Origin of the sequence: Gordonia sp. WA4-43 (genome assembly GCF_020520305.1) — a bacterium.
GTDB lineage: Bacteria > Actinomycetota > Actinomycetes > Mycobacteriales > Mycobacteriaceae > Gordonia > Gordonia hongkongensis.
On sequence record NZ_CP084736.1, the window covers coordinates 3367056 to 3393741 of the forward strand.

The window sequence follows — 26686 nt, forward strand, 5'->3', positions numbered from 1 at the left end:
TGCTGGAGGCTCGGTTAGTTGGTTCCAGCGTTTGCGGGGACCGGGTTCTCACGGTAGCTGGTGACGGTGTGGGTCGACCAGTAGGCGCTCTCGTACTCGACGGGTGGGACGTGTCCGATCTCGCCGTGCAGGCGGCGGTGGTTGAACCATTCGACGTACTCAGCGACGGCGATCTCGACCTCGCCCACACCTGCCCAGCCGCCTCGCGGGCGCATCACGGGGTTACGGATGCATTCGGCTTTGAACAGCGAGTTGAACGCCTCAGCCATCGCGTTGTCGTATGAATCCCCTTTGGAGCCAACAGATGTCACCGCTTCGGCTTCGGCCAGTCGTTCGGTGTAGCGGATGGCTCGGTATTGGGCGCGTTCAATCGGTCGATGCAACACTGGGTTGTTGTAGCGAGTGTAGTTGTTCGCCAAAGACTTCGGCGGGAGTTTTCCATCCAAGGACTTTTCTAGGACGGTTGTTGAGGGTGTAGGCGATGGCCTCGAGGTCCTCAGCTGACCACCGCGACAGATCAGTTCCCTTAGGAAAATATTGGCGCAGAACACCATTGGTGTTCTCGTTGGATGGTCGCTGCCACGGTGAGTGCGGATCGGCGAAGAACACCTGCGTTCCGGTGTCCATCGCGAACTGGGCGTGAGCGGACAGTTCCTTGCCGCGATCCCACGTCAACGTTTTGCGCAACTGCTGCGGCAGCGCGGCGATCGACGCTGTCAGTCCTGCATTCATCGCGATGGCACCGTAGCCACCGAGTGCGGGCCCGTTCTTCACAGGCGGCTGCTCACCCCAGCCCTGCTGGCGTGGCAGATGCACCAGAAGTGTTGCACGACTACGACGTTCAACGATCGTGCCGATCGCCGATCTCCCAGTTCCGATAATCAGATCACCCTCCCAGTGCCCGGGGACGGCACGGTCCTCGGCCTCGGCAGGGCGCTGACTGAACACGACATCGGAGGTGACGTGACCCTGCGGCTTGTTGCGCGAGCGGGCCCGCGGCTCCCTCAGTGCACGTCCGGTGCGCAGGCACGCGACCAGCTCACGTTTGAGCGCGCCGCGGCCCTCGATGAACAGGGACTGGTAGATCGCCTCGTGACTGATACGCATGGATTCATCATCGGGGAAGTCGACCTTCAAACGCTGGGAGATCTGCTCTGGACTCCACGCCAGCGACCACCGCCGGTTGGCCCGGTGCGGTTTGTTAAGCCCCTTCCATGGCGGTGGCGTGGGGCCCGCAGCGATCGTGCCATCGGGACGGCGGACAACGCCGGCCAGGCGGTCCTGTACGTACTCCCGCAACTCGACGTGGGCCACGAGCTTCGCTGTTTTCGGGCGCTTGGCGGCCTGCTGGGCTTTCCACTGCGCCACCAACGCCCGATACTCGAGCTTCCCGCTCCTGGTTGCGGCGTTGCGCCGTAGCTCACGCGAGATCGTGGCCGGACTCCGCCCGATCCACCGTGCGATCTCACGCACCCCACGATCCTGGGCGCGTAGCAGCGCGATCTCTTCCCGTTCGGCGAAGGATAGATAGCGGCCCGAAGGCTCATCCAGACTCAGCGGCCTCATGCCGCCAGCGTGGCGGAACCAGCGTGTACCCACCGGCACCGACACACCGACAGCGATCGATGCCTGTGCCGTGCTCACCCCCGTCGCGACCACCCGCCAAAACTCACGTTGCACCTGCCGCGACGGCTCCGGCCGCCCCGGCGATCGCATCGCCGGCCGAAGTGCACGATCAGCACGCCACTGCCGACGAACACCTACCGCCACATCGCTGGTCCTCCGACTCCAGTCCGCCGTAGCCACCGCAAACACCTCCATGATCATGGTGTTGCGACGACCAGTTGAATCCGCCTTGCACTCCGCGGTCGGAGTGGTGGATCAGCCCGGCCACGTCGTGGCCGGCACGCGACCGTGCCCACAATCCCATGTTCAGGGCGTCGAGGGCGAGGTCGGTGTGCATGGTGGTCGAGACCTGCCAGCCGACGACCATCCGCGAGAACACGTCCAGGACGAACGCCGCGTACACCCAGCCCGAGTGGGTGCGGATGTAGGTCAGGTCCGCCACCCACAACGCGTTCGGTGCCGCCGCGGTGAACTGACGGTTGACCCGGTCAGCCGGCCGGGGTGTTTCAGCTCCCTCGCTGCGCGTGGTCTTGCGTGTCTTGAGTCTCGCTATCCCTTGCAGCCCATCGGCTTTCATCAATCGCTCGACGGTGCAGCGGGCAGCACTATGGCCCTGTCTGCGCAATTGGGCATGCACCTTGCGGGCACCGTAGACGCCGAGGTTGTCGGCATGCACCGCGCGGACCTGGGTAAGGAGCTCCCGGTCACGCACCACACGAGGCGCCTCGGTCTTCTGGGGGCTCAGGTGGGCTCGTACCGTGGACGGAGCGATCTGGGCGGACGTATCGCGCAATGCCGCACAGATCGGATCGACTCCGTGTTCATCGCGGTGAGCCGCGACGAACACCACGATCAGCGCTGTGGGCGGTCGATCTCCGCCGCAAAGAAAGCCGAAGCCTGCTTCAAGATCGTGTTCGCTCGCCGCAGTTCACGGTTCTCCCGCTCCAACGCCGCGATGCGGTCAGCGTCCTCACTCGTGGTGCCCGGGCGGACCCCGCCGTCGATCTCGGCCTGACGAACCCAATTGCGCAACGCCTCGGGATGGACTCCGAGCTGATCGGCGATCCGCTTGATCGCACCTCTCGACGAATCGGGATCTCGTCGCGCTTCACATGCCATCCGGGTGGCCCGGTCCTTGAGTTCCTCACTGTACTTGCGTGGTGCTGCCATGCTCTCCATCCTTCACAGGTTCGAGAGCCTCCGACAGACCCGGGGCGGTTCAGACCGTCGGCCAATCTGCGCCCCAACCACCGTGCTCCTCGGGTACCGCGAGCGCCAGCAGACCACTTAGGCGTAAGTCCTCTTTCTCACGGGTGGCTGGCCCCCCATCGCGATCCCGTTCGACGATTCCCTCCCGCCAGCTTGCAGCAAGGTCTCGAGCCACCGCGAGAGGATCGCCCGCCCGCCGGTCGGTGGCCGCCGCCGTGTCGTCGGTGACTGTCATTCGTATTCTCCAATCGCTGATGTGCCGGCCGCGCATGTACGCAGGCTCGTCTGCAGAAATTCCGGGGCCGACCAATCAGTCAGGTCGATCGCCTTATCCACCAGATCGTGGTCGACCAGGTACCGCTGTGTCGCAGCAAGGACAGTGAGCGCATCGTGGTCGAGGGTGGGTACTAAGTTGTCGGTGAAGTGCTCGCCGAAACCGCGTGTCACCGCAGTCTCGCTAACACCGAGGTTGCGGGCATGAATCGCGACTGTCTCGGTCAGATGATCGCGCGCCCAGGAGCCTGCCCGGACCACCGTATCCACCAGATGCTGCACGAGTGACGGGTTCTTATCGACGAGTTGCGCGCTGATTGTCCAAACGCTGGCGTAGTGGCTTGTCCTGTCCAAGCTCAGGTCACGCAGCGGTCTAACACCGGTGAGGTCTTCGAACTCCGCGGACCACGGAAGCCAGCTGAATAGCGCATCGACCGTCCCCCCGGCAAAGACTTGTGCCTGATGGGCCCCGACGGCGGGAAAGAGGTCCGAACCGTTCACTGATGCCGATGCGCTGAGTCGGTCCTGCGGTAAGTCGACTCCCGCCGTCTCAATGGGTACGAGCTCGATATCGTTTACTGTTACGCCGGAGTGACGAAGGGTGTGCTGCAGGGCTCGCGCCTCCCAAGTGCCCAGTGCGACGAGAGTCTGGCGCCACGGGTCGAGCTGTCGGTAGTCACCAAGGTCGCCGCGCAGGATCCGGATTGCCGATGCGGATACGCCGACACGATGCCCCGCCAGTTGCTCCGGTGCGGTCAGGGTGGGGTCGGCCGCGTAAAAGCCCAGCTTTCCCTCGAACAGGGTGACGCCCAGGAGGCGTGTGCGACCCGGTGCACGCAGGCCCTCACTCACCAACGGCGGGATCTCTCCGCCGAATCGGGTGTAAGCGGGATGATCGTAGGTGAAGTGCAAGGAGCCCAGCGGCCCTCCCAGCACGTCCAGATTGATGCCAGCCTCGGCGAGCAACTGCGACTCGCGGCCAACCAGCAGGGCGTTGGGAACAGGGCAGTTGCTGTACGCGAGGGTGTGGACCGCTGAGCTGGTGTCGGTCACAGCGCCGCCGCCCCGCTTGGCAGTTCCAGGCCGAGGTGGTCGCGCAGCGTTGATCCCTCATACTCGTCGCGGAATACCCCACGTTCTTGCAACAGCGGCACCACCTGGTCGACAAAGTCCTCGTAAACGCCGGGCAGATAGGCGGCGGAGATGATGAACCCATCAGCCGCTCTCGCATCGAAGTACTCGACCAGTCTGTCGGCGATCTGGGTGGGCGTTCCTCCCCACTGCGGGACAAAACCCACGTTCGTGCCATAACGCTTTCCAAGGTCGGCCAGTGTCAGATCCTCGCCGTCGCTCGCAACCGTGGAGAACATGTGGAGCATGGTGGGGATGTGCGCGTCCCCCAAGCTCGCGACGATGTCGGAGTACTTCGCGTCTAGGGGGAAGGCGGACAAGTCGATTCCACTATGACTCGACAACGTCGACAGACCGACCTCGGGGTGGACGAGACCGTTGATGTATTCGAGGCGATCGCGTGCGATCGCCTCGGTCTCCCCAAGTATGGGCATGACAGCTGTGAAAACCTTCGTGGCGTCGGGGTTGCGACCCGCGGCACTCACTTGCCCCTTGATGTCCTGGTACGTGCGCTGCATCATCTCCAGCGTCGGCGAGATGCTGAACACGGCGTCGGCCCACTGGCCCGCGAAACGTCTACCGCGAGGCGACAATCCGGCCTGGAGGAGTACTGGCTCGCGCTGACTTGAAGGGGGGATTTGCAGGGGGCCGCGCACGTCGAACCAGTCACCACGGTGATCGACGTAATGAACTTTCTTAGGATCAGCGAACCGGCCGCAGATCTTGTCCAACAGCAGCGCATCATCGTCCCACGAGTTCCACAGCTTACGTACGACCTCGACGAACTCGTCCGCGCGGTCGTAACGGGTGTCGTGTTCAAGATGAGCATCGATTCCGAAGTTCTTTGCCTCTGAATCGTTCAGCGATGTCACGATGTTCCACGACACCCGCCCGTCGGACAGGTTATCCAGCGTTGCCAGGATACGGGCGACGTGAAACGGCGGGTAATACGTGGTGGAGATGGTGGCTCCAAGTCCCAACCGGTCGGTCACGGCGGCCATCGTCGCCACCACCGTGGCGGGCTCGAGTGCGATCGCGCCCTGGCCGCCCAGTCCGACGCCTGTTTGCAGATCATGGCCGTAGCTGTCCTCGACTGCGAGAGCATCCGGAAGGAAAAGAAGATCAAACTTTCCGCGTTCAAGGGTCTGAGCGATCTTCTTATAGTATGCACCGGAAAGAAAATCGTTAGTTGCTGCGGATCTAGTGTCCTGAGTCATTAATTTCCGTTCGGTTGTTAGGCTAGGGAATGGCAACCCGGGGTCCGCGAGCAGTGGATATTGTTCTGACTGATGACGAGCGCCGTGAGCTCGAAGGGTGGGCGCGTCGGCGAACGACGGCCTCGGGTTTGGCGATGCGCTCACGAATCGTTCTCGCCGCCGCTGATGGCGGTTCGAATACTGAAGTGGCACAACGACTCGGCCTCAATCGCAGTACCGTGCGGCGCTGGCGAGGCCGGTTCGTCGAGCACCGCTGCGAGGGGTTGCTCGACGAACCCCGGCCTGGGCGACCTCGCACCGTCGACGACGAGCAGATCAAAAACTTGATCACCGCGACTCTCGAGACCACTCCGAAGAATGCGACACACTGGTCGACGCGGGCGATGGCCGAGCATCTCGACATGTCACAGTCAACCGTGTCGCGTGTGTGGCGGGCGTTCGGATTGGCTCCGCACAAACAGGATTCGTGGAAGCTGTCGAGAGATCCCTTGTTCACCGAGAAGGTCCGTGAATCACCCCTGGTTTGATGCCGCTTCCTTCTGAGTCAGGAAGGATGAGCACATGCCTAAGAAGATCGATCCGGAGGTCCGTTCGAGGGCCTTGCGTTTGCCGGAGGCGCACGGCGGCGAGTACACGTCGTTGACTGCCGCGGCAGAGGCGATCGCCAAGCAGGTCGGTGTCGGTGGGGAGACGGTACGTCGGTGGGCCGTGCAGGCCCAGGTCGATGCCGGCGCCCGGTCGGGGACCACGTCGAAGGAGTCCGCTGAGATCAAGCGACTCAAGGCGGAGAACAAGCAATTGCGAGAGGACGTTGCCATTTTGAAAGCGGCGACGACTTTCTTCGCGGGGGAACTCGACCGCCGCAACCGATGATCGTGGCGTTCATAGATCAGATGCGCGCCAACGGTTTTGCGGTCGAGTCGATCTGTCGGGTCTTGCGTGAGCAGGGCTGCATGATTGCCGCACGAACCTACCGGGCATCGCGAACACGCACGCCTGCCGCTCGGACCGTCTCCGATGCCCACGTCGTCGATGCGGTGCGCACCGTGGTCTGGCGCACCGATGACGACGGCCGGCGGAAGATGACTCCGGAGGGCCTCTACGGGCGGGTGAAGATGCGCGCCCATCTGCATCGGACAACACTGCCCGGGGTGTCCTATGGCGCCGTTGATCGAGCGATGAAAGTGCTAGGCCACAACGGGATTCGAAGGTCCAAGGGAGTCCGTACGACCGTGCGGTCCGCTGATGGTGTACGTGCGGAGGATCTGGTGAATCGACAGTTCAGTGCCGTCGAGCCGAACCGGGTGTGGGTGACCGATTTCACCTACTGCCGGACGTGGGCGGGGTGGGTGTACGTGGTGTTCATCATCGACGTGTTCTCACGTCGGATCGTGGCGTGGCACGCCTCGACGTCGAAGACGGTGGAGCTGGTGACGGTCCCGCTTCGGATGGCGCTGTGGCAGCGGAAACGAGAGGGTCATCCGGTGAAAGCTGCTGAGCTGATTCATCATTCGGATGCTGGAAGTCAGGGCGGATTCAACTGGTCGTCGCAACACCATGATCATGGAGGTGTTTGCGGTGGCTACGGCGGACTGGAGTCGGAGGACCAGCGATGTGGCGGTAGGTGTTCGTCGGCAGTGGCGTGCTGATCGTGCACTTCGGCCGGCGATGCGATCGCCGGGGCGGCCGGAGCCGTCGCGGCAGGTGCAACGTGAGTTTTGGCGGGTGGTCGCGACGGGGGTGAGCACGGCACAGGCATCGATCGCTGTCGGTGTGTCGGTGCCGGTGGGTACACGCTGGTTCCGCCACGCTGGCGGCATGAGGCCGCTGAGTCTGGATGAGCCTTCGGGCCGCTATCTATCCTTCGCCGAACGGGAAGAGATCGCGCTGCTACGCGCCCAGGATCGTGGGGTGCGTGAGATCGCACGGTGGATCGGGCGGAGTCCGGCCACGATCTCGCGTGAGCTACGGCGCAACGCCGCAACCAGGAGCGGGAAGCTCGAGTATCGGGCGTTGGTGGCGCAGTGGAAAGCCCAGCAGGCCGCCAAGCGCCCGAAAACAGCGAAGCTCGTGGCCCACGTCGAGTTGCGGGAGTACGTACAGGACCGCCTGGCCGGCGTTGTCCGCCGTCCCGATGGCACGATCGCTGCGGGCCCCACGCCACCGCCATGGAAGGGGCTTAACAAACCGCACCGGGCCAACCGGCGGTGGTCGCTGGCGTGGAGTCCAGAGCAGATCTCCCAGCGTTTGAAGGTCGACTTCCCCGATGATGAATCCATGCGTATCAGTCACGAGGCGATCTACCAGTCCCTGTTCATCGAGGGCCGCGGCGCGCTCAAACGTGAGCTGGTCGCGTGCCTGCGCACCGGACGTGCACTGAGGGAGCCGCGGGCCCGCTCGCGCAACAAGCCGCAGGGTCACGTCACCTCCGATGTCGTGTTCAGTCAGCGCCCTGCCGAGGCCGAGGACCGTGCCGTCCCCGGGCACTGGGAGGGTGATCTGATTATCGGAACTGGGAGATCGGCGATCGGCACGATCGTTGAACGTCGTAGTCGTGCAACACTTCTGGTGCATCTGCCACGCCAGCAGGGCTGGGGTGAGCAGCCGCCTGTGAAGAACGGGCCCGCACTCGGTGGCTACGGTGCCATCGCGATGAATGCAGGACTGACAGCGTCGATCGCCGCGCTGCCGCAGCAGTTGCGCAAAACGTTGACGTGGGATCGCGGCAAGGAACTGTCCGCTCACGCCCAGTTCGCGATGGACACCGGAACGCAGGTGTTCTTCGCCGATCCGCACTCACCGTGGCAGCGACCATCCAACGAGAACACCAATGGTGTTCTGCGCCAATATTTTCCTAAGGGAACTGATCTGTCGCGGTGGTCAGCTGAGGACCTCGAGGCCATCGCCTACACCCTCAACAACCGTCCTAGAAAAGTCCTTGGATGGAAAACTCCCGCCGAAGTCTTTGGCGAACAACTACACTCGCTACAACAACCCAGTGTTGCATCGACCGATTGAACGCGCCCAGTACACATCGGTTACACTGACTGAGCGGCTGCGGCTCGAAGACATCGCCGCGTCGATCGGGTCGGTCGGAGACGCCTACGACAACGCTCTGGCCGAGTCGGTGAACGGGCTGTACAAGACCGAGTGCATCCGGACCACGATCTTCCACTCCGGCCCGTACCGGACGATCTCCGACGTCGAGTTCGCGACCGCTGGTTGGGTCGACTGGTACAACAACAGCAGGCTGCACTCGAGTATCGGCCAGATTCCCCCGACCGAGTTCGAAACGCTCCACTACGCTGGCCTCGGCCCCGAGGACCAGCCCACACTGGAGGCGGCACAAAACCCTAGGGTGATTCACCCAGCCGATCTTTCCCATGCTCCCGGGCACCCCGCAACGGGCCAGCCACGACTATGTGCGCAACGGCACCTCCAGTCTGTACGCGGCGTTGGACATCGCGTCGGGAAAAGTGATCGGTTCGCTTCACTCACGGCATCGGGCAACAGAATTCATCGGGTTTCTCCGCAAGATCGACGCCGAGGTGCCCGACGAGCTCGACGTCCACCTGGTCATGGACAACGCCTCTACCCACAAGACGCCCGCGGTCAAACGATGGCTGACCTCGCACCCACGATTCGTTGTCCACTTCACCCCGACGAGCTCATCCTGGATGAACCTCGTCGAACGCTGGTTCGCCGAACTGACCACCAAGAAGCTCCAACGCTCCACCCACCGCACCGTGAGAGCGCTCAACGCCGACATCAGAGCATGGATCGAGACCTGGAACGACAACCCCCGCCCCTACGTGTGGGTCAAGACCGCTGACCAGATCCTCGACTCCATCGCCCACTACTGCACACGAATTAATGACTCAGAACACTAGCGGGAATTATGTCATAACGTAGGTTATCGGCGAATCTTGGAGAAAATCAGGTCATTTCGTCATCAATGACGAAACTGTGGAGCAATCACGAACCGTTCGGCCGTCGAGGCGTTCTCCAAGCTGATCCTGCGGAACGAGTACACCCTCTCCGACGTCGAGAAGGTCATCGCCGGGGACACCGATGCCGTCGACGTGCCACCCGACTAGACCCCGTCCAGCGGTGGGCCGCGACCTCTCACGGTCGCGGCCCAGCGCCCCGGCCCCGCTCACACCCGCCACCTCGAGGAACCATCGTGACCATCACCGCCGAACTTTTCCCCCGCTGCGCCCTGCCCGGCTGCGCGATCCCCACCGACACCCAGGGCCACCCCTGCAGACAATGCCGCCGTGACCTCGGAACCCTCGTGCGCCACAACCCCGGCGGCCGCCGACGCCCAAACCGGCCGCGACCACGACGTCGCCCTGGCCTACCGGGCTTAAGAACAGCTACGCATCGCCGACGCCGCCGAACAACGCATCGCCCTCCAGATCGGTCAGCGCGAGAAGCCCGGACAGTCCAGTTGGCTGTGCGAGAAACGCCGAAGGTGTGACATTCTGTCCGTTCCGTACCCGAGGAGTGCGAACGTTCTGTAGGTATCGCGCGACGGGCGGTGCGACCACCATGGATGCACTGCGCATCGTCGCGCGCCATGCCCGAACGCACCCCGCCCAATCGGGGGCCGACACTTCCTGGACGGACTCCATGACCGCACTCGACGCCGCGACCCCGTCGGCACCCGGACCGGGCCATTCGGGCCCGCAGGCCGAGGCCGAACTCGAACTGATCCCCGAGTCCGCGAAGACCCATGACGTGCGCGGACAGTTCTGGATCTGGGCCGGTGCGAACATCGCGCCGATCAACTGGGTGCTGGGTGCACTCGGCGTCACGATGGGCCTCGGGCTGTGGGAGACGGTGGCGGTCCTCGTCGTCGGCAATGCCATCGGCATGACCATCTTCGGCGTCTTCGTCGTCATCGGTCAGCGCACCGGGGTCACCGGAATGGTGCTGTCGCGAGCCGTCTTCGGACGCCGCGGCGCCTACGTTCCCGCCGCCGTCCAGGCCCTGGTCTGCATGGGCTGGTGCGCGGTCAACACCTGGATCGTTCTCGACTTGGTGATGGCGCTGCTCGGCGAGATGGGACTCGTCGACCCGGACCTCGACAACAACGCCGCACGGATCGTCGTGGCCGCGGTCATCATGGGGATGCAGGTGACGATCGCGTGGTTCGGGTACCGGGTGATCTCCGCGTTCGAACGATGGACGGTGCCTCCGACGGTCGCGATCCTGCTCGTCATGACCGTCGTCGCGTGGGTCGGCCTCGACGTCGACTGGGGACAGACGACCGCTCCGGAGCTCACGGGATCGGCCCACATCGGCGCGATCACGGCGGTGATGACCGCGATCGGCATCGGCTGGGGTCTGACGTGGATCGGTTACGCCGGCGACTACTCGCGCTTCGTGTCCCGGGACGTCCCGTCGCGCAGGCTGTTTCTCGCCAGTGCACTCGGGCAGTTCATCCCGGTCGTCTGGCTCGGAGTGCTGGGTGCGTCCCTGGCGACATTGAGCGACTCCGCCGACCCGGGTGAGATCATCGTCGACGCCTACGGCGTTCTCGCACTGCCGGTTCTGTTGCTGGTGATCCACGGACCGCTCGCGACCAACATCCTCAACATCTACACGTGCACGGTGTCGACGCAGGCGCTCGACATCCGCGTCGACCGGCGCGTGCTGAACCTGATCATCGGCGTCGTGGCGATGGCGGTCGTCGTCTACTTCGTGCTCAATAGCGACTTCGCGACCACCATCGACTTCTGGCTGGTGTCGATCGTCGGCTGGTTGAGCCCTTGGGGCAGCGTTGTTCTCGTGCACTGGTTCCTGATCGCGCGGCAACAGATCGACGCCGAGAGTCTGTTCGCCACACCGGCGGACAGCGTCCTGCCGATGGTCCGGCCGACCGCCCTCGTCGCACTCGCTCTCGGTGTCACCGCGACCTGGATGTTCATGTACGGGATGCTGCCGGCACTGCAGGGGCCGGTTGCGGTCGCACTGGGCGGGATCGACCTGTCGTGGCTCGCCGGGGCAGTCGTTGCCGGCACCTCCTACTGGACCATGGAGAAACTCACCGCGCCACGCGCTGCCTGAAGCCCGTCCCGCCAGAGCCGTGGCGGTCGGCGGCGACGACGGGCGAAAGCCGCCTGCCGCATCAGGTCGTCGACTAGGGTTCGGCGCAGTGGAGGCAACGCGGCCTCCTGGTGAGGAGGTTCCATGGCCACCGTCCACACCGCGACCGGCCCGATCGATTCCGCTGACCTCGGGAACGTGTTGGTGCACGAGCATGTGTTCGTCGTCGGCGAGGAGTTCCGGCAGAACTATCAGGACGATTGGGACGAGGACGAGAAGGTCGCCGAAGCTGTCCGCGACCTGACCGAACTGAAGGAACTCGGGATCGACACGATCCTCGACCCGACGGTTCTCGGTCTCGGCCGGTACATCCCACGCATCCAGCGGATTGCCGAACAGATAGACCTCAACATCGTCGTCGCGACCGGGTTGTACACCTACAACGACATCCCGTTCCAATTCCACTACGCGGGACCGGGAATGCTCTTCGACGTCCCGGAGCCGCTGGTCACCCTGTTCACGAAGGATCTCACCGAGGGCATCGCGGACACCGGTGTGCGGGCGGCTTTCCTCAAGTGCGCCATCGAATCCCAGGGACTGACACCGGGTGTCGAGCGCGTGATGCGCGCGGTGGGACAGACCAGCGCCCAGACCGGCGCGCCCATCACCGTGCACACCGATCCGCACAGTCAGTCGGGACTGGTCGCCCAGAAGATCTTCGCCGAGGAAGGGGCCGACCTGACGAAGGTGGTCATCGGCCACTCCGGTGACAGCGTCGACCTCGACTACCTGATGAAGCTCGCCGACGCCGGTTCCATCCTCGGCATGGATCGTTTTGGGCTCGACCTTCTCCTGCCGTTCGACGAGCGCGTGAACACGGTCGCCGAACTGTGCAAGCGCGGCTACGCCGACCGCATGGCACTGGCGCACGACGCCGCCTGCTTCATCGACTGGTTCGACCACGACGCCAAGAAACAGGCACTCCCGAAGTGGAACTACCGGCACATCAGCGAGGACGTGTTGCCCGCGCTGCGCGAAGCCGGGGTGAGCCAGGCCGACATCACGACCATGCTCGTCGACGTGCCGCGACGTTACTTCGAGTAGCGGCGCGGTGCGGGGACCACTTGGCTTCGCGGAACATCTGCGAGTCGGCGCGGACTCCGGCCCTGGGTACCGGGATCGCCACAGAGTTCGACCGGGCTCAGGATGGCGGATGCCAGCGCGCGGAACTCGCCTTCGATGCCCGGCCGCGAGCGGAGCTCCGGCGACGAGATGACCTGGTAGACGAATCCGGTAAGTGCCTGCGTGAGCGCGTTGGCGTCGGCGTGCGTCAGGGTCGGTGAACGGGCCAGGATGGCGGCAGTCCACTCGGCGGTGTAGTCCGACGCCGTCCGGCGAAGTGAGACCTGGTCTGCTTCCGGCAGATACACGATGTCCTGGAGGGCGATGGCCAACACTCGACCGTTCGGGCCGAGCGAGTAGTCGAGGAACACACCCACGAGGACGTCCAGCGCTTCGACCGCCGAGGACTCCGCCAGTGCGTCGACGGATATCCAGTGCAGATTCTCGAGACCTCGACGCATGATGGTCATCAGGATGTCGGTCTTTCCCGCGTACTCCTGGTAGACCGTCGCCGGCGACACATCCGCTCCGGCGGCGATCTCGTGGATTCGGACGTTGGGAAATCCGCGCGCGAAGAACATCCGGGTCGCGGCGGCGAGTATCCGATCACGCCGCGCAGCGGGCCGTCGGCTGGATCCATCGGCGAACCGCGCGCGGGACTGTGCCCCGCGGGGAAGCGGACAGCTCAGGATCGAGTCCACGACCGCCCGCTGGATCTGCGTGAGCCGTCGTGGGGTGAGCGAACCCCGCATCGCCGCGGTGCTCGAGAACACGCTGACCGCCGCGGTCGCGCGAAGTTTCGCGGTCTGGGCGTCGATGCCGGCCTCGGTGGTGTCGAACTTCGACGCCAATGCGTCGATCAGCGTGCGGTGGTGCGCGTCCATGTCGTCGAGACCGGATCGGTGCAGATGGCGTCGCTCGCGGGTCCACAGTGTCGAGACGTCGCCGTGCGCCGCCCTGGTCGCAAGCAGGTCGAAGAACACGCCGAGCTGTTCCGCCGGCGATTCGCTGCGCTCCTCGGCTTGGGTCAGGAGTGCGCGTACCCCCTGCACCTGCGTCGCCAGCGCTTTCGCCAGAATGTCCTGCTTGGTCGGGAAATACCGGTACACCGCCGGCCCGGTCAGTCCGACGGCGGCGCCGATCTCCTCGACGCTTACATTCCGGTAGCCGGCGTCCTGAAAGAGGGCGGTCGCTTCCGCGATGAGTTGCTCGACCCGCGGTTCCGGGGGGCGCCCCGGCTTCTCGGCTCGAGGCGCGGACATCGGCACCAACCGTGACGGAGACGGAGGTGTAGGTGAGTTCATCGCGCGCCGGCAGCCTTTCCTGCTCGTGTCTGACGACCTCGGGGGTCACTTTTCATTCGTTGGAGCCCGCCGGATGGATCCCAACAGTGCCGCGTATCACACTCGCGAATCTGAGATCGAAACCGAACGACTCTTGCCACGCGGCGGTAGGCGTGTGTCTCCGGCTCGGGGCCGCAGACCGCGGTCGTCGGACGACGCTTCGAACCCAGCTGTGAGTCGCGGATCGACGACGCAGCGCGTGTAACGGCGACTCACTGAATCCGCCGACCTCGTGTGAAGACCGGCCGCTGTGCTGGGGTTTCATCCCGTCTTCGCGGCCGGAATGTAGTGCGTTACCACGTGTATCGGCCATTAACCCGGGACGTGTGCTCCGCGGCTGGAGGATGCCTGTCCGTACCGTCAGGTACATAGGCCAAGCACGAGTTCGGTTGCGCTGCGGCGCGTTCCGAGTTCGGAATCCGTTCACTTTGCGAAGCTCCACAGGTGCGCTGTACGCCTCCCCATCTCGCCAATCCTCTGCTAGTGTGCGAATTGGGTCGTCGGGGAGGACGGCCCTGTCTCTCTACTTCAGAACGCGCACTCGCTCGACTCGTTCAGTCGATGCTTCCGGGGGGAAGTCTCGTACACACACGTGTGGTTGGACCGTGCGCGGGAATGGACACAGTGATCGAAATGACCGGCCAGAACAACGGGACCGCAACTGTTGCGGCGCAACCAACAGATGCCCAGCATCGACTCAGCAATGGATCATTCGTTGGGTACCGAGATCTCGGCCCGACGACATCCACGGTGAGCCTCATCATTCCGGTCCGCAATGAAGCACGGAACATCGGTTGGGTGTTGGAACAGATCCCCAAGCGGATCGACGAGATCATCCTCATCGACGGAAACTCCACTGACGCAACACTTATCACCGCGCGAAGCTGCCGTCCAGACATCAAGATCGTGCAACAGAGCGGACCTGGCAAGGGTAGTGCGTTGCGCACCGGTTTCGCCGCCGCGACGTCCGACATGATCGTCATGATGGACGCCGATGGCAGTATGGCCCCGCAGGAGATCACGCATTTCCTGCACTTCCTCGAGAACGGCTACGACTTCGTCAAGGGTTCGAGGTTCATGGGCGGGGGCGGGTCACTCGACATCACCCGGTTCCGGCGGTTGGGCAACTACGGGTTGCTCGCGTTCTTCAACAGCTTGTACCGAACCGAGCTGACCGATCTGTGTTACGGCTTCTGCGCTTTCCATCGGCGATACCTGGATCTTCTGGATCTGCAGGCGACCGGCTTCGAGATCGAGGCCGAGATGACTGTCCGCGCGGTGCAGGCCGGCCTGCGGATCGCTGAGGTTCCGAGCCTGGAAATGCCCCGTCGCACAGGGCATTCCAATCTGAATGCGATCTCCGACGGCCGACGTGTGCTGCGCACTGTGTGGCAGGCGCGAGGTGGCAAGCGGCCGGCGGCGATACGTCCTGATGGCAATCATCGAGGCGCCGCCCAGGCCTCCTCGGGTCACCCGGCCGGCTGACCCGTGACCTCCATCAAGGTCGACGACGTCGGTGAGCGGCGTGGTCGGATCGTGGTGATGACGGATCGGATGAGCCCCGGCGGGGTGAGTCATTTCATCCTGCAGGTCGCGACCCACTTCGCGGGCCAGGGGCATCAGGTCGACGTGCTGTCGCTGGCGACCGGTGAATGGGACCATCGGCTCGCCGATGCCGGCATCCGACGGCTTCGTCTCACCGACTCCGCAGCACTCCGCGTACTGCGATCCGCCGACGTGATCCATTGTCAGCAAAGATTTCTCGGACTGATCGCAGCTGCGCTCGGACGTGGTTCCGCCACGGTCGAACACGTACACAACGTGCTCACCGACCATCGCGGCCTGTCGTATCGCACGCAGCGGATCGTCGCGGTGTCCGGTGCGGTCCGGGCATCCCTGCTCGCGAACTTCCCGCACGTGACTGCTGATCGGGTCTCGGTCGTGCACAACGGAGTACGGAAGCTGGCCGCCACGGTGGCCGCCTATGAGGACAGGCCATACGATCTCGTGAACGTCGCGCGGTTCGACGAGCAGAAGGACCCGCTGCTGTTCCTCGAACTGGTGAAGGAAGTCTCGGAGCGGCGGGAGAGTCTTCGTTGCCTGTGGATCTCTCCCGGTAGGGGCCCGCTGCAGGACGACTTCCTCCGAAGACGCCGAGAACTGGGTCTCGAGGACGTGGTCCAGATCAGCGTCGGGGACACGCACGCGCATACACGCGCACAGGTTGCCCTGTCCCGGATGTTCCTGCTCACATCGCGGTGGGAGGGACTACCGCTGTCGGCGCTGGAGGCACTGGCCAGCGGCACGCCGGTGGCGACAACCCCGTGCGGCGAGATTGCACACATCGTGAACGAGAGGTCGTGCGGTGTCGCCATCGACCCGCACGCAGACGACCGTGCCGACCGGATCAACGACGTGCTGACCGACAAGACGTCGTGGGACCGACTCGCGCACAGAGCTTTCGCCGTGGCAGATGACTTCAGCGAAGTCCGCATGACGGAACAGATCAGACACATCTACGCCGGGATCGCCCCGGTGTTCACTGAGGCGCCGACTCGGCACCTCGACAGCCAACGAACAGGAGGACGGGGATGAAGGTTCTCGTCACCGGACATCTCGGTTACATCGGAGCCGAGTTGGTCCCCATGCTCGTCGACGCCGGACACGACGTCGTCGGGCTCGACACCGACTACTATCGGGACCGCGATTTCCGCACGGAACCGTTGCGCGTACCCACGCTCGACATGGACATCCGTGATGTCGAACAGCAGCATCTGGCAGGCTTCGACGCCGTAGTGCACCTGGCGGCACTGTCCAACGATCCGGTCAGCGAACTCAACCCGGAGCTCACCTACGACATCAATCTCGAGGCCAGTGTCGGCATCGCCCGGGCCGCCAAGGCGGCCGGAGTTGCCCGCTTCGTCTTCTCGTCGTCGTGCAGCCTCTACGGGGCCGGCGCGGAGGGTGCGCTCACCGAGGATGCCGAGATGGAGGCCGTCACTCCGTACGGTGAATCCAAAGTCCTTGCCGAACAGGCGATCAGCGTGCTGGCCGACGACGCCTTCTGCCCCACCTTTCTCCGGAACGCCACCGCGTACGGGATCTCCCGTCGCCTCCGCACGGATGTCGTGGTCAACAACCTCGTCGGGCACGCCGTCACGTCCGGGAAGGTACTGCTGATGAGCAATGGCGCCGCCTGGCGACCGCTCGTCCATGTCCGCGACATCTCGCACGCGATCGTCACAGTCTTGCAGGCGCCACCGGCGACCGTACACAACGAGGTCTACAACGTGGGTCGCAACAGCGACAACCACCAGATCCGGGATGTGGCGAAGATGGTCGCCGACATCGTGCCCGACTGCGAGGTGGCCTTCGCCGACGACGTCGTCGCCGACATCCGGAACTACGTCGTCGACTTCACCAAGATCGAGACGTCGCTACCGGGCTATTCGCCCCAGTGGACCCTGGCCACCGGCATCGCGGAGATCCACGCCGCCTACGTCGACGCGGGCCTGAGCGCGGACCAGTTCAACGGAAACGACTTCGTCCGGCTGCGAGTCCTGCGCGAGCTCCTCGACGCCGACGCGCTCGACGCCGATCTGCGATGGACGGGTGATCGGTCATGAAAGCGGTGATCCTCGCCGGAGGACGAGGCACCCGGATCAGTGAGGAGTCCGTCGACCGGCCGAAACCGATGGTCGAGATCGGCGGACGCCCGATCATCTGGCACATCATGCAGATCTACGCGGCCGCCGGCGTCACGGATTTCGTTGTGCTGCTGGGCTACAAGGGCTACATGATCAAAGAGTTCTTCGCCAACTACTTCCTGCACGCCAGCGATGTCACCGTGGATCTGGGCACCGGTGCGATCGAGAACCACTCGTCGAACGGCGTGCCGTGGCGCGTCACCCTCCTCGACACCGGGCTCGATACGATGACCGGCGGACGGCTTCTCCGCGCTCGCGAGCACATCGGCAACGAGACGTTCTCGTTCACCTACGGTGACGGTGTCGCCGACATCGACATCCGAAAGGTGCTGGCGCACCACGAGATGTCGGGCAGCATCGCGACGGTGACGGCCGTGCAGCCGCCCGGGCGGTTCGGCACCCTCGACGTCTCGTCGCCGCAGACCAGGTTCGTCGAGAAGCCGCAGGGTAGCAGCGGCTGGATCAACGGCGGGTTCTTCGTCTCGTCGCCGAAGATCCTCGACTACATCGCGGGCGACGCCACCCTGCTGGAGAAGGAACCGCTGGAGACTTTGTCGGCGGAAGGCCAGTTGTCGGCCTACCAGCACGACGGCTTCTGGCGCGGGATGGACACCATCTGGGACAAGGTCTTCCTCAACGATCTCTGGGAGCGCGGCGAGGCGCCTTGGAGGTGCTGGTCATGACGATGTCGATGGATCGAGCCACCTCGACGGTGCCCGTCTACCGCCCCTACCTGGGCGAGGATGTCCAGCAGGCTGCGGTCGATGCCCTGGCGGCCGGATGGCTGGGCATGGGTGCACTCAGCAAACAGTTCGAGGAAGAAGTCGGAACCTACCTCGGTGCGTCCGAAAGAACTGTCGTGTCCACGAATTCGTGTACCGAAGCCCTCCATCTGGCGGCCCGGCTGATCGGACTCGGCCCGTCCGACGAAGTGATCTGTCCGTCGTTCACCTACGTGGCAGGTCATCAGGCGCTGACACGGACCGGAGCCGAGGTGGTCTTCTGTGACGTCGAACCCCGGTACCTCAACATCGACCCGCAGCGTGTGCGCGAGCTGATCACGCCTCGCACGAAGGCGATCCTGGTGGTCGACTACCTCGGCTTCCCGTGCGATCTCGATGAGCTGATGGCCATTGCGCGCGAGCACGGGCTGCGGGTGATCGAGGACGCGGCGCACGCGTTCGGGAGCGTCCGGGCGGGTCGCCGTATCGGATCACACGGTGACATCACATGTTTCAGCTTCGGACCGGTCAAGATGATCACGACGCTCGAGGGCGGGGCGATCGTCACCTCCGATCCGGCTGACCTGCAGGTGCTTCGTGAGCTTCGGCATCTCGGTATCGACTCCGACACCGACGCGCGATACCGGAACCAGCGCAACTGGGATTTCGACGTCGTGCGGCAGGGCTACCGGTGCCATCTGGGCTCGGTGCCCGCCGCGATCGGTCTGTCCCAACTGGCCAGGGTCGACGAATTCGTCGCCAATCGCCAAAGCTACTGTCGGTTCTATGATTCGGCATTCTCCGACATCCCCGAGCTCGAGCTGTTCGACACGGACTGGTCTGACGTAGCTCCGTACATCTATGTGATCAGGACCGGCGGTCGCGTCGAACGCGCCCGATTGGTCGAACACCTCAAGTCCGCCGGGGTCGCCACCGGGATTCATTTCCAGGGGGCGCATGAGTTCAGTTACTACCGAAACAGCCGACGCGGTGACTTGTCCGTGACCCAAGACGCTGCCGACCGGGTGCTGACCCTTCCGCTGCACTCGTATATGAGCGAAGCGGATCTCGACCGGGTTGTCTCCGCGGTGACCTCCTTCTACCGTCCCGCGATCGGCTCGGGTCGGGGCACGGGCGGATAGGCGTGGTTCACCGACTCGAGGGCGCGATCGCGCGGGCGGTACCGCGTCCGCCGGCTGCGCACTCGATTCCTGACCGGGCACCGGCCGTCGTCGCGCTCCTGTCGATGATCGCGATCGCGGTCTTGACGCTGATGTGCGTTCTGACGGCGTCCGGGGTGGCTCCGCTCCTGCCCGAGGGGCTCCGTGCCGTGGTGGTGGTGAGTGTGACCCTGGTTCTCCCCGGGTTACCGATCGCGGGGCTGTTCGGGTGGCCGCGCAATGGACTGCTGCCGAGCGTCGCCATCGCCTTGTCGTTGAGCACGACCGCCATCATCGGGCTGGCCTCGCTCCTCGCCGGCTTCTGGCATCCGCTGCTCGCGCAGGGGGTCATCCTCGTGATCGCTGCCGTCGCAACCGGGGTAATCATCAGAGCGCGATGCCCGCATCCGTCGTCCGACCTGCGCGCTGGCGCGGGAGCGGCGGCGTCGGCGGTGATCACGTCGGTCCGGACGTTCGATCGGGTCACCGCGGCACTGCTGGTGGCCGCCTTCGTCCTCTTCCTGATCGCCGTCGCCCGACTGCATCCCGAGCAGGCAGGTGTGTACGGGCTCGTACCGATTCTCGGGATCACCTACTTCATCGGATTGGCTGCGCTCTGCGTGGCCCTGTTCCGGGAGTATCGTCGACGCCGACTGCACCGGACGGGTCTCGCCGCGACCAACGTGATGCTCATCGTCTACATGAGCATGCCGGTCGCATGGTCCAGTGGCACACCGCCTTTCCCGACCGCCTACGTGCACCGGTTCCTGACCGATTGGTACTCCGAGCTCGGCGCGCTGCCGCCCGCGGTCGACGGCCGGATCAGCTGGAGTGGCTTCTTCGCGGGCGCGGCGCATGTGATGAGGACGGGTGGGCTCGACGACAGCACGGTCTTCCTCACCAGCGCGTCGCTGATCTTCGGAACTCTGCTGATGTTTCCCCTGTACGCACTCGGACACAGCGTGTCCGGAAGCGCGCGCGTCGGATGGGGGACCATCACCATCTACATTCTCTTCAACTGGTATCAGCAGGATTACTTTGCGCCCCAGGCGCTCGCGATGCAGTTGTACGTGACGATCGTGGCTGTGCTGATCTGGCAGCTGAGGGTCTCACCCCTCCCGCCCGTCGGCTTCTGGCGCGCATGGCGACGCGTGCCAGGACGACCACGTGGTCGTGGACGTGGATTCTCATACGCGGTCGAGGGAGTTATGATCGTCCTCGTCGCCGCGATGGTGGTCAGTCACCAGTTGACCCCGATGGTGACCATTGCCGCCCTGGCGGGGCTCGCCCTCGTCGGGTCCACACGACACAAACTGCTCTGGCTGGCCGGGCTGCTCCTGTTCAGTGCGTGGTTCACCTTCGGTGCGAGCGGGTATTGGCTGGGGCACCTCGATCAGATCCTGACCGAGATCGGCGACGTCACCGCGAGTGTCAGCTCCGCGCTGTCTGACAGAATCACCGGGGATCCGGTCTACGGTCGGATGCAGTACCTCAGGATCGGTGGCACCGCCCTGCTCCTCCTGGTGGCCACAATCGGCTGGTTCCGTCTCGGCAAGAGCCGATTCCGATCACCCCTCGCCGTCCTGTCCCTGGTCCCGTTCGCGCTCGTCGTGGTGCAGAGCTACGGCGGCGAGGTGCTCGTACGGTGCTTCCTGTATGCGTCACCCGCGCTGGCCGCACTGGCCGCGCTAGCCGTGGACGGTGCGGCGCGTCGAATCCGAGGTCCCGCGCGCTTGCCCGCCACCGTGTTCGCGATCAGTGCGGTCGCAGTCACTCTCGTGGTCGCGGTGTTGGGGGTCTCCAATCGTGCGCTCAACACCTCGTTCGAGTACTCGCGGCCGGCCACCGTGCGGGTTTCCGACGAGCTGGTGGCCCAGGCGCCGTCGTCTGCGATCGCGTACTGGGGGCACGGCTCGACGATCGGACTGCCGCGGGCCTACGACATCGGGGCCTCGTGCATCGCCGAACAGCGCGAGTTGGCGGAATGCACTGCGGCTGAGGACATCGACTATCTGCTGGTATCCGAGGAGGACGAGAAGCTGTTGCAGTACCGGTACGGGATCAGCCCGGACGAGGTCGCCCGACAACTCGCGCTGATGGTGCAACGGGACGGTTTCGTCTCCGCCTACGACGACGGAGAGGTCCACGTGCTGAAGCGTCTGGGGGCGCCCGACGTCGATCTGGAGACCGCGCCATGATCGCGACCGTCCTGCTGTTCGTCACGGCCGCAGCTCTTTTCGTAGCCGCTACCGTTCGGCGCGAGCATCGGGTCCCTCCACGGGGAGCGGTGTCCACCGATCGCGTGTCACAGGTCATCACCGTCGTGGCGATCACGACCACGGCGATCGCCTGCGCTTCCGCCCTGCTCTACATGGTGGGCCGGATATGACGCGTGCGCGAGGTGGTTGGTTCCGGACATTCCTGCAACTGCTGACGGTGGTTCTCCTCGCCCCGATCGTCGGATGTGGGATGACACCGGCGCGGGGGTTTCCTCGCGGGGACCTCCCCGGCTGGAAGCAGGTGTTCTTCGACGACTTCGATCGTGATGCGCCGGTGGGGAGTTGGGCGAACGAGTGCTCCCCGTACGACGTCGTGTACACCGGCGCGGAAGGTCAGCAGTGGTTGACCTATCCGCGGTGTTTCCCGGACACCTTCGACCGTCGGCCGTATCGAGCGGATGAGGTACTGAGTGTGGACAACGGGTACCTCGTTTTCGATCTGCACAACGTCGACGGGGTTCCGGCAGGGGCGAGTGCATCACCGATACTCGACACCGGTAGCCAGTACCAGACCTACGGGCGCTACTCGGTCCGGATGCGTGTCGACACACCAGACCTCGACGAGTACTACGTCGCATGGCTCCTGTGGCCGCAATCGGAACAGTGGCCGCGGGACGGCGAACTCGACTTCCCCGAAGGCTGGCTGTCGAGAACCGTTGGTGGATGGCAGCATTTCGCCGGCGAAGGTTCCTGCGACGGGTGCAAGATCCCGTCCCGGAACATCGGGGCGCGCTTCACCGACTGGCACACCTACACCATCGAATGGTCGCCGGGGCGTGTGCGGTACCTGCTAGACGACACCGTGGTTCTGGACAGCACGCAGTGGGTCCCGGCCACTCCGATGCGCTGGCAGTTGCAGACCGAGACGAGAGGCGACGGGAACAACCGCGGCCGCGTTCTCGTGGACTGGGCTGCGGTGTGGTCGTACGAGGAATGACACTGCACGACCGAAGACTTCGACCGGAACTGAAGAGGATTGATGGGAAATAGTGACATCGGCAAGTTGTCGGTGGTGATCTGTGCCTACACCACCGACCGATGGGCTGACCTGATCCGATCGGTCGACGCCGCCGAACGCGAACTGACCGACGACGATGAACTGATCGTGGTGATCGACCACAACGACGAGCTGTTCGACCTGGCGAGGCGGGAGTTCGCCTCGTCGCTCAAGCCCCTGATCTGGGTGGTGGCCAACGACGAGAAGCGCGGTCTCTCCGGTGCCCGCAACTGCGGCACCCGTCTCGCCTCCGGTCAGATCGTCGGGTTCGTCGATGACGATGCCGTCGTCGAACCCGGCTGGCGCCGGCGACTTTCCGGGCAGTTCACCGATTCGGATGTTGCGGCGGTGGGCGGATACGCGGAGCCGGTGTGGCCCGGCGACCGACCCCGTTGGTTTCCCCGGGAATGCGACTGGACAGTGGGATGCAGTTACGCGGGTTTGCCGACCGCGCCGGCGCCGGTCCGCAACCTGATGGGGTGCAACATGGCGTTCCGTCGCCGGACCTTGCTCGACGTCGGGGGATTCGACACCGACCTCGGACGGGTGGGCACGCTGCCGGTGGGCTGCGAAGAGACCGAGTTGTGTATCCGGATCGCCCGTTCTGACCCGGCTGCGAAGATCATCTTCGACCCGGATGTCCGTGTGCGACACCATGTGAGCCGCGCCAGGACAAACGTCCGCTACGTCTTGCGGCGGTCGTTCGGCGAGGGCGTCTCCAAACGACAGATCAGTGGCCTCGTCGGGGCAGCGGACGCCACGAGCTCGGAGCGTTCGTATCTCGCCAGGACGGTCCCGGCGGCCGTCCTGCATTACCTTCGTGACAGTGTGACGGCCGAGAAGCGCCGGACGGATCCCGGAGGACTCGGACGCTGCACCGTTCTCGCGGGGACCGTCGTCGCAGCAGCTCTGGGCTACCTCTTCGCGATGCTGACCGAGGCGCGAAGCGCGTTGAGTCCTCAGACATGAGCATCGTGAGCAGGCCGGTGATGCTCGGCTCGAGGGCGATGACGGTGGACTCCGTCGCCGTGGTGGCGAGCTTCTTCGTCACGGCTGGGGCGGGAATGCTCTTCTGGGTGGTCTCGGCCCGGGTCATCCCTCCACATGCGCTCGGCATCCAGACCGCGCTGTTGTCACTTGTCACGACGGTCGGCACCATCACCGCGTACGGGGTGGGAAGTGCCTACAAGGCGATGCTGTCGACGCCCGACTGCCCACGTCGCGAACGGTTGCTCGAGGGCCTGCTCATCACCATCGGCTCGGCCGCCGTCTTCGGCGTGATGGGCGGGATGATCGCGGGCGACATGCTCGAGAACCGGGTGGCGACCGTCGTGCTGGTGGCCTGCGGGTCCGTCGTCATGGCGCTGTTCGTACTCAAGGACGCCGCTCTGATCGGACTGCACGCCTCGCGCTGGCTTCCGATCGTCAATGTGGCCGCCGTGGTTCTGAAAGTGGCCCTCGTCTGCGTGTTGGCGAGTGTCGTGGCGCTCGCTGCGGTGTGGGCCACGATCGTGCCCGCCCTGCTCGGGGCGTGCGTGGTGTTCGTCGTCCTCGTGCCGCGGATTCTGCGGCGCCCCGAGAACCACACGAGCCCGCACCGTGTCGTGGTGGTGGACCGCGCCCAGATGCCCATGTTCGCTCTTCGCGATGGCATCGGAAGCGCGACCTCGTTCGGACTCATCCTCGTGCTGCCGTTCCTCACCACGCTCGTCGCCGGACCGGTCGCGGGTGCGACTCTGGCCTTGGCGCTCGCGGTGGCACAGGTGCTCGACTTCGTGCCGGATGGCATCGGAGCAGCACTCACCGCGCATCTCGCGCGCGATCCGGCGGCACTGGCCGGGCAGATCCGTCGAATCTGGGCCATCTCGCAAGGTCTGGTCGTCGTCGGAGCAGGGGCTCTGATCGCGGCCTCGCCGATCGTCGGGAAGATCTTCGGCCCGGCCTACTCGGGCTCGGAGTTCACGATGTCGTTGTGCCTGCTCGCGGCCGCCTCGGTCCTGCGCGTCCCGTATTCGATCTGGATGTCAGTACTCCGGGCGGAGTTGGACACCAAGACGATCCTGCGATGCAACACGGTGGTGTTCGTCATCACCTTTCCGGTCACCCTCGTGCTGGCGGGCACCTGGGGCAGCATCGGTGCGGGCTCGGGTCTGCTCGTCAGCTCACTCCTGCTGGGCGCTGTCGGCACCTGGGACCTGAGACGACGATGGTTGTCGAACGCAGAGGGTCACCGCAAGCTCGTCTGGTAGCGGCGCATCCCACGCAGCCACCGGTCGTAGTCGGCGCCCTTCTGGCGGTACATGTCGAGGACCTCCGGGTGCGGGAGGATGAGGAAGCGTTCGTCGGCGACGGCCTCCAGCACGATCGCGGCCACCGTCCCGGGGGTGAGCACCGCGCCGGCGCTCTCGACCGCCCGCTGCATCAACCGCTGTTCGGTGGTGGCGGAATCACCGTCGGGCCGTAGCAGTTTGGTGTCGACACCCATCGGGCAGAGGCAGCTGACGCGGACCCCGTCGTCGCCGTGGGTGATGTTGAGCCATTCCGCGAAGCCGACCGCGGCATGTTTGGTGACCGAGTACGGCGCGTTGCCGATCTGGGTGAGCAGACCCGCGGCCGACGCCGTGCTGACGAAGTAACCGCTGCCTCGTTCCACCCAGCCCGGGATGAGGCGTCGAGCAGCTCGTATGTGGGCGCGGAGGTTGACGTCGAAAGCGAGATCCCACACGTCCTCCCCGGTGTCGACACCGCCGCCCAGTCCGACCCCGGCGTTGGCGAAGTAGAGGTCGACCGGACCGAAGGTGTTCTCCGCCAACCGGACCGCGGCGTCGATGTGTTCGTCGGACGAGGCATCACCGGCGAGCGCGGTCGCCGAATCGCCCAGCTCCTCGGCGACGGCCCGGGCACCGGACTCGTCGAGATCGGTGACGACGACCCGCGCGCCCGCGTCGACCAGGGCATGCGCGACGGCCGCGCCGATACCTCCACCGCCACCCGTGACGATGGCAACCTTGCCTGCGACGTCCATGGATCTCCTTCGATCGCCGATGTGTGGGTCCAGAGTTACCAGACGGCGGGGGCGAAATCCCGCTCCCTGAGGTGCGAGGAGCGTAAGCCGCCGGGCCGAGCAAGCAACGAAGGAGCGCGTCGAGGTCGACGAGCCTCGAAGGGTCCCGACAGAGGTCACGAGACTCTCGACGCCGATGACTTTCCCGCCGCCCCACGGTCTGACATCGTGACGTTCACCGGAGTGACGAGAGGCAGCGCAATGGGAAAGATCCACGTCCACGAGTTCATCACCCTCGACGGCAGCTACGAGGACCCGAGTTTCACGATGCCGTACGGTTTCCCCGACGTGCTCGGCGAGACACTCAGTTCGTTCATGAACGACTGCACCGGAATCCTCCTCGGACGCAACACCTTCGAGATGTTCGGCCCGGCATGGTCGGAGCGGACCGTCGACGACGATCCCGGCGCCCCGTTCTTCAACGGCACCACCAAGTACGTGGTGTCCTCGACCCTCGACGAAGCGACCGGGTGGCAGAACTCCGAGGTCATCGGGGCCTACGACGCCGACCGGATCCGCGAACTCAAGAAAGACCGTAACCTGTACATCAGCGGCAGCGGCACCCTCGTGCGGGCGCTGCTGCGCGACAAGCTGATCGACGAGTTGCACCTGCTGGTCTATCCGGTCGTGCTCGGCAGCGGTGCTCGCCTGTTCGACGGTCTGGCCGACCTGCCGCTCACGCTCGCCGGCACCGACGTGTTCGACAACGGCGTCGTGCACCTGTCGTACGGTCCCACTGATTGAGAACCCCGCCTGGGCCGAGACCAGTTACTCCGCTGCCGAGT

Annotated in this window: 21 protein-coding genes, 4 pseudogenes and 1 other annotated feature; of the genes and pseudogenes, 17 read left to right on the top strand and 8 right to left on the bottom strand. The window is 64.8% G+C overall.

Going from position 1 to position 26686, the window contains the following annotated elements; translation table 11 throughout:
- Window positions 1-14: 14 nt before the first annotated feature.
- From LEL84_RS15070 to LEL84_RS15095, 6 genes are all read right to left on the bottom strand, one after another.
- A complete protein-coding gene (locus LEL84_RS15070) occupies window positions 15-386 on the bottom strand; it encodes an integrase core domain-containing protein (protein WP_065632759.1) in 372 nt (123 codons plus the stop codon).
- On the bottom strand, window positions 367-1566 hold the full coding sequence (locus tag LEL84_RS15075; RefSeq protein WP_101819295.1) for an IS30 family transposase: 1200 nt from the start codon (window positions 1564-1566) through the stop codon (window positions 367-369). The genes LEL84_RS15070 and LEL84_RS15075 overlap by 20 nt, the downstream gene beginning before the upstream one ends.
- A 169-nt stretch (window positions 1567-1735) precedes the next feature.
- Window positions 1736-2476: an IS3 family transposase gene (locus tag LEL84_RS15080; RefSeq protein WP_159369739.1), complete on the bottom strand. Its 741-nt coding sequence runs from the start codon at window positions 2474-2476 to the stop codon at window positions 1736-1738.
- Window positions 2390-2518: a sequence feature (AL1L pseudoknot), on the bottom strand. (Overlaps the previous gene by 87 nt.)
- The gene (locus LEL84_RS15085) at window positions 2479-2796 is read right to left on the bottom strand and encodes a transposase (RefSeq protein ID WP_004022138.1); all 318 of its coding nucleotides are present in this window, start codon (window positions 2794-2796) and stop codon (window positions 2479-2481) included. Its footprint overlaps the feature before it by 40 nt.
- A gap of 270 nt (window positions 2797-3066) precedes the next feature.
- Window positions 3067-4161, bottom strand: coding sequence for a hypothetical protein (locus LEL84_RS15090; protein ID WP_004022072.1), 1095 nt, complete (start codon window positions 4159-4161; stop codon window positions 3067-3069).
- Window positions 4158-5456 (bottom strand): LLM class flavin-dependent oxidoreductase, encoded by a 1299-nt coding sequence (locus LEL84_RS15095; RefSeq protein ID WP_068970850.1) that lies wholly within the window; start codon window positions 5454-5456, stop codon window positions 4158-4160. Before LEL84_RS15095 ends, LEL84_RS15090 begins: the two co-directional genes overlap by 4 nt.
- Window positions 5457-5485: 29 nt before the next feature.
- On the opposite strand from LEL84_RS15095, the pseudogene LEL84_RS15100 reads away from it, so the two are divergent.
- The 7 genes and pseudogenes from LEL84_RS15100 to LEL84_RS15130 all read left to right on the top strand — a co-directional run.
- Window positions 5486-5968 (top strand): annotated as a pseudogene (locus tag LEL84_RS15100) (IS630 family transposase); the annotation flags it as partial.
- 49 nt (window positions 5969-6017) lie between these two features.
- Window positions 6018-6991, top strand: a pseudogene (locus tag LEL84_RS15105) (IS3 family transposase); the annotation flags it as partial.
- A 283-nt stretch (window positions 6992-7274) separates the two neighbouring features.
- Window positions 7275-8474 carry an IS30 family transposase gene (locus LEL84_RS15110; protein ID WP_101819295.1) on the top strand — a complete coding sequence of 400 codons (1200 nt, stop codon included), beginning with the start codon at window positions 7275-7277 and terminating at the stop codon, window positions 8472-8474.
- A gap of 4 nt (window positions 8475-8478) precedes the next feature.
- Window positions 8479-8787: pseudogene (locus LEL84_RS15115) on the top strand (integrase core domain-containing protein); the annotation flags it as partial.
- Between the two features lie 34 nt (window positions 8788-8821).
- Window positions 8822-9346: pseudogene (locus LEL84_RS15120) on the top strand (IS630 family transposase); the annotation flags it as partial.
- A 742-nt stretch (window positions 9347-10088) separates the two neighbouring features.
- Entirely contained in the window at window positions 10089-11528 is a 1440-nt protein-coding gene (locus LEL84_RS15125; RefSeq protein ID WP_058253433.1) for a purine-cytosine permease family protein, read from the top strand.
- A 123-nt stretch (window positions 11529-11651) separates the two neighbouring features.
- Entirely contained in the window at window positions 11652-12611 is a 960-nt protein-coding gene (locus tag LEL84_RS15130) for a phosphotriesterase (protein WP_065631354.1), read from the top strand.
- Here LEL84_RS15130 and LEL84_RS15135 read toward each other — a convergent pair.
- Window positions 12599-13891, bottom strand: coding sequence for a TetR/AcrR family transcriptional regulator (locus LEL84_RS15135; protein ID WP_226512020.1), 1293 nt, complete (start codon window positions 13889-13891; stop codon window positions 12599-12601). The genes LEL84_RS15130 and LEL84_RS15135 overlap by 13 nt on opposite strands.
- Before the next feature lie 714 nt (window positions 13892-14605).
- Here LEL84_RS15135 and LEL84_RS15140 point away from each other — a divergent pair.
- From LEL84_RS15140 to LEL84_RS15180, 9 genes are all read left to right on the top strand, one after another.
- Window positions 14606-15457, top strand: coding sequence for a glycosyltransferase family 2 protein (locus LEL84_RS15140; RefSeq protein ID WP_226512021.1), 852 nt, complete (start codon window positions 14606-14608; stop codon window positions 15455-15457).
- Between the two features lie 3 nt (window positions 15458-15460).
- Complete coding sequence (locus tag LEL84_RS15145) at window positions 15461-16567, top strand: glycosyltransferase family 4 protein (protein WP_226512022.1); 1107 nt, start codon at window positions 15461-15463, stop codon at window positions 16565-16567.
- Window positions 16564-17598: an NAD-dependent epimerase/dehydratase family protein gene (locus tag LEL84_RS15150; RefSeq protein ID WP_226512023.1), complete on the top strand. Its 1035-nt coding sequence runs from the start codon at window positions 16564-16566 to the stop codon at window positions 17596-17598. Before LEL84_RS15145 ends, LEL84_RS15150 begins: the two co-directional genes overlap by 4 nt.
- Complete coding sequence (gene rfbF / locus LEL84_RS15155) at window positions 17595-18362, top strand: glucose-1-phosphate cytidylyltransferase (RefSeq protein ID WP_226512024.1); 768 nt, start codon at window positions 17595-17597, stop codon at window positions 18360-18362. Before LEL84_RS15150 ends, rfbF begins: the two co-directional genes overlap by 4 nt.
- Window positions 18359-19543 carry a DegT/DnrJ/EryC1/StrS family aminotransferase gene (locus LEL84_RS15160; protein WP_226512025.1) on the top strand — a complete coding sequence of 395 codons (1185 nt, stop codon included), beginning with the start codon at window positions 18359-18361 and terminating at the stop codon, window positions 19541-19543. The genes rfbF and LEL84_RS15160 overlap by 4 nt, the downstream gene beginning before the upstream one ends.
- A 2-nt stretch (window positions 19544-19545) precedes the next feature.
- Entirely contained in the window at window positions 19546-21759 is a 2214-nt protein-coding gene (locus LEL84_RS15165; protein WP_226512026.1) for a hypothetical protein, read from the top strand.
- A gap of 187 nt (window positions 21760-21946) precedes the next feature.
- Window positions 21947-22777, top strand: coding sequence for a family 16 glycosylhydrolase (locus LEL84_RS15170; protein ID WP_226512027.1), 831 nt, complete (start codon window positions 21947-21949; stop codon window positions 22775-22777).
- Between the two features lie 42 nt (window positions 22778-22819).
- Complete coding sequence (locus LEL84_RS15175) at window positions 22820-23806, top strand: glycosyltransferase family 2 protein (protein ID WP_226512028.1); 987 nt, start codon at window positions 22820-22822, stop codon at window positions 23804-23806.
- Window positions 23803-25086, top strand: a complete 1284-nt coding sequence (locus LEL84_RS15180) for a lipopolysaccharide biosynthesis protein (protein ID WP_226512029.1) — start codon at window positions 23803-23805, stop codon at window positions 25084-25086. Before LEL84_RS15175 ends, LEL84_RS15180 begins: the two co-directional genes overlap by 4 nt.
- Here the strand turns inward: LEL84_RS15180 and LEL84_RS15185 are convergent.
- Entirely contained in the window at window positions 25065-25862 is a 798-nt protein-coding gene (locus LEL84_RS15185; RefSeq protein ID WP_226512030.1) for an SDR family oxidoreductase, read from the bottom strand. The two genes, LEL84_RS15180 and LEL84_RS15185, sit on opposite strands and share 22 nt — an antisense overlap.
- A gap of 240 nt (window positions 25863-26102) precedes the next feature.
- Here LEL84_RS15185 and LEL84_RS15190 point away from each other — a divergent pair, with 240 nt between their 5' ends.
- Window positions 26103-26645, top strand: coding sequence for a dihydrofolate reductase family protein (locus LEL84_RS15190; RefSeq protein ID WP_226512031.1), 543 nt, complete (start codon window positions 26103-26105; stop codon window positions 26643-26645).
- Window positions 26646-26686: the final 41 nt, after the last annotated feature.

Coding starts and splice junctions, on each gene's coding strand:
- LEL84_RS15150 (WP_226512023.1), top strand. CDS start 16,564: ATGAAGGTTCTCGTCACCGGACATCTCGGTTACATCGGAGCCGAGTTG.
- LEL84_RS15135 (WP_226512020.1), bottom strand. CDS start 13,891: ATGTCCGCGCCTCGAGCCGAGAAGCCGGGGCGCCCCCCGGAACCGCGG.
- LEL84_RS15130 (WP_065631354.1), top strand. CDS start 11,652: ATGGCCACCGTCCACACCGCGACCGGCCCGATCGATTCCGCTGACCTC.
- LEL84_RS15125 (WP_058253433.1), top strand. CDS start 10,089: ATGACCGCACTCGACGCCGCGACCCCGTCGGCACCCGGACCGGGCCAT.
- LEL84_RS15185 (WP_226512030.1), bottom strand. CDS start 25,862: ATGGACGTCGCAGGCAAGGTTGCCATCGTCACGGGTGGCGGTGGAGGT.
- LEL84_RS15170 (WP_226512027.1), top strand. CDS start 21,947: ATGACGCGTGCGCGAGGTGGTTGGTTCCGGACATTCCTGCAACTGCTG.
- LEL84_RS15175 (WP_226512028.1), top strand. CDS start 22,820: ATGGGAAATAGTGACATCGGCAAGTTGTCGGTGGTGATCTGTGCCTAC.
- LEL84_RS15190 (WP_226512031.1), top strand. CDS start 26,103: ATGGGAAAGATCCACGTCCACGAGTTCATCACCCTCGACGGCAGCTAC.
- LEL84_RS15140 (WP_226512021.1), top strand. CDS start 14,606: ATGACCGGCCAGAACAACGGGACCGCAACTGTTGCGGCGCAACCAACA.
- LEL84_RS15075 (WP_101819295.1), bottom strand. CDS start 1,566: ATGAGGCCGCTGAGTCTGGATGAGCCTTCGGGCCGCTATCTATCCTTC.
- LEL84_RS15180 (WP_226512029.1), top strand. CDS start 23,803: ATGAGCATCGTGAGCAGGCCGGTGATGCTCGGCTCGAGGGCGATGACG.
- LEL84_RS15160 (WP_226512025.1), top strand. CDS start 18,359: ATGACGATGTCGATGGATCGAGCCACCTCGACGGTGCCCGTCTACCGC.
- LEL84_RS15110 (WP_101819295.1), top strand. CDS start 7,275: ATGAGGCCGCTGAGTCTGGATGAGCCTTCGGGCCGCTATCTATCCTTC.
- rfbF (WP_226512024.1), top strand. CDS start 17,595: ATGAAAGCGGTGATCCTCGCCGGAGGACGAGGCACCCGGATCAGTGAG.
- LEL84_RS15095 (WP_068970850.1), bottom strand. CDS start 5,456: ATGACTCAGGACACTAGATCCGCAGCAACTAACGATTTTCTTTCCGGT.
- LEL84_RS15085 (WP_004022138.1), bottom strand. CDS start 2,796: ATGGCAGCACCACGCAAGTACAGTGAGGAACTCAAGGACCGGGCCACC.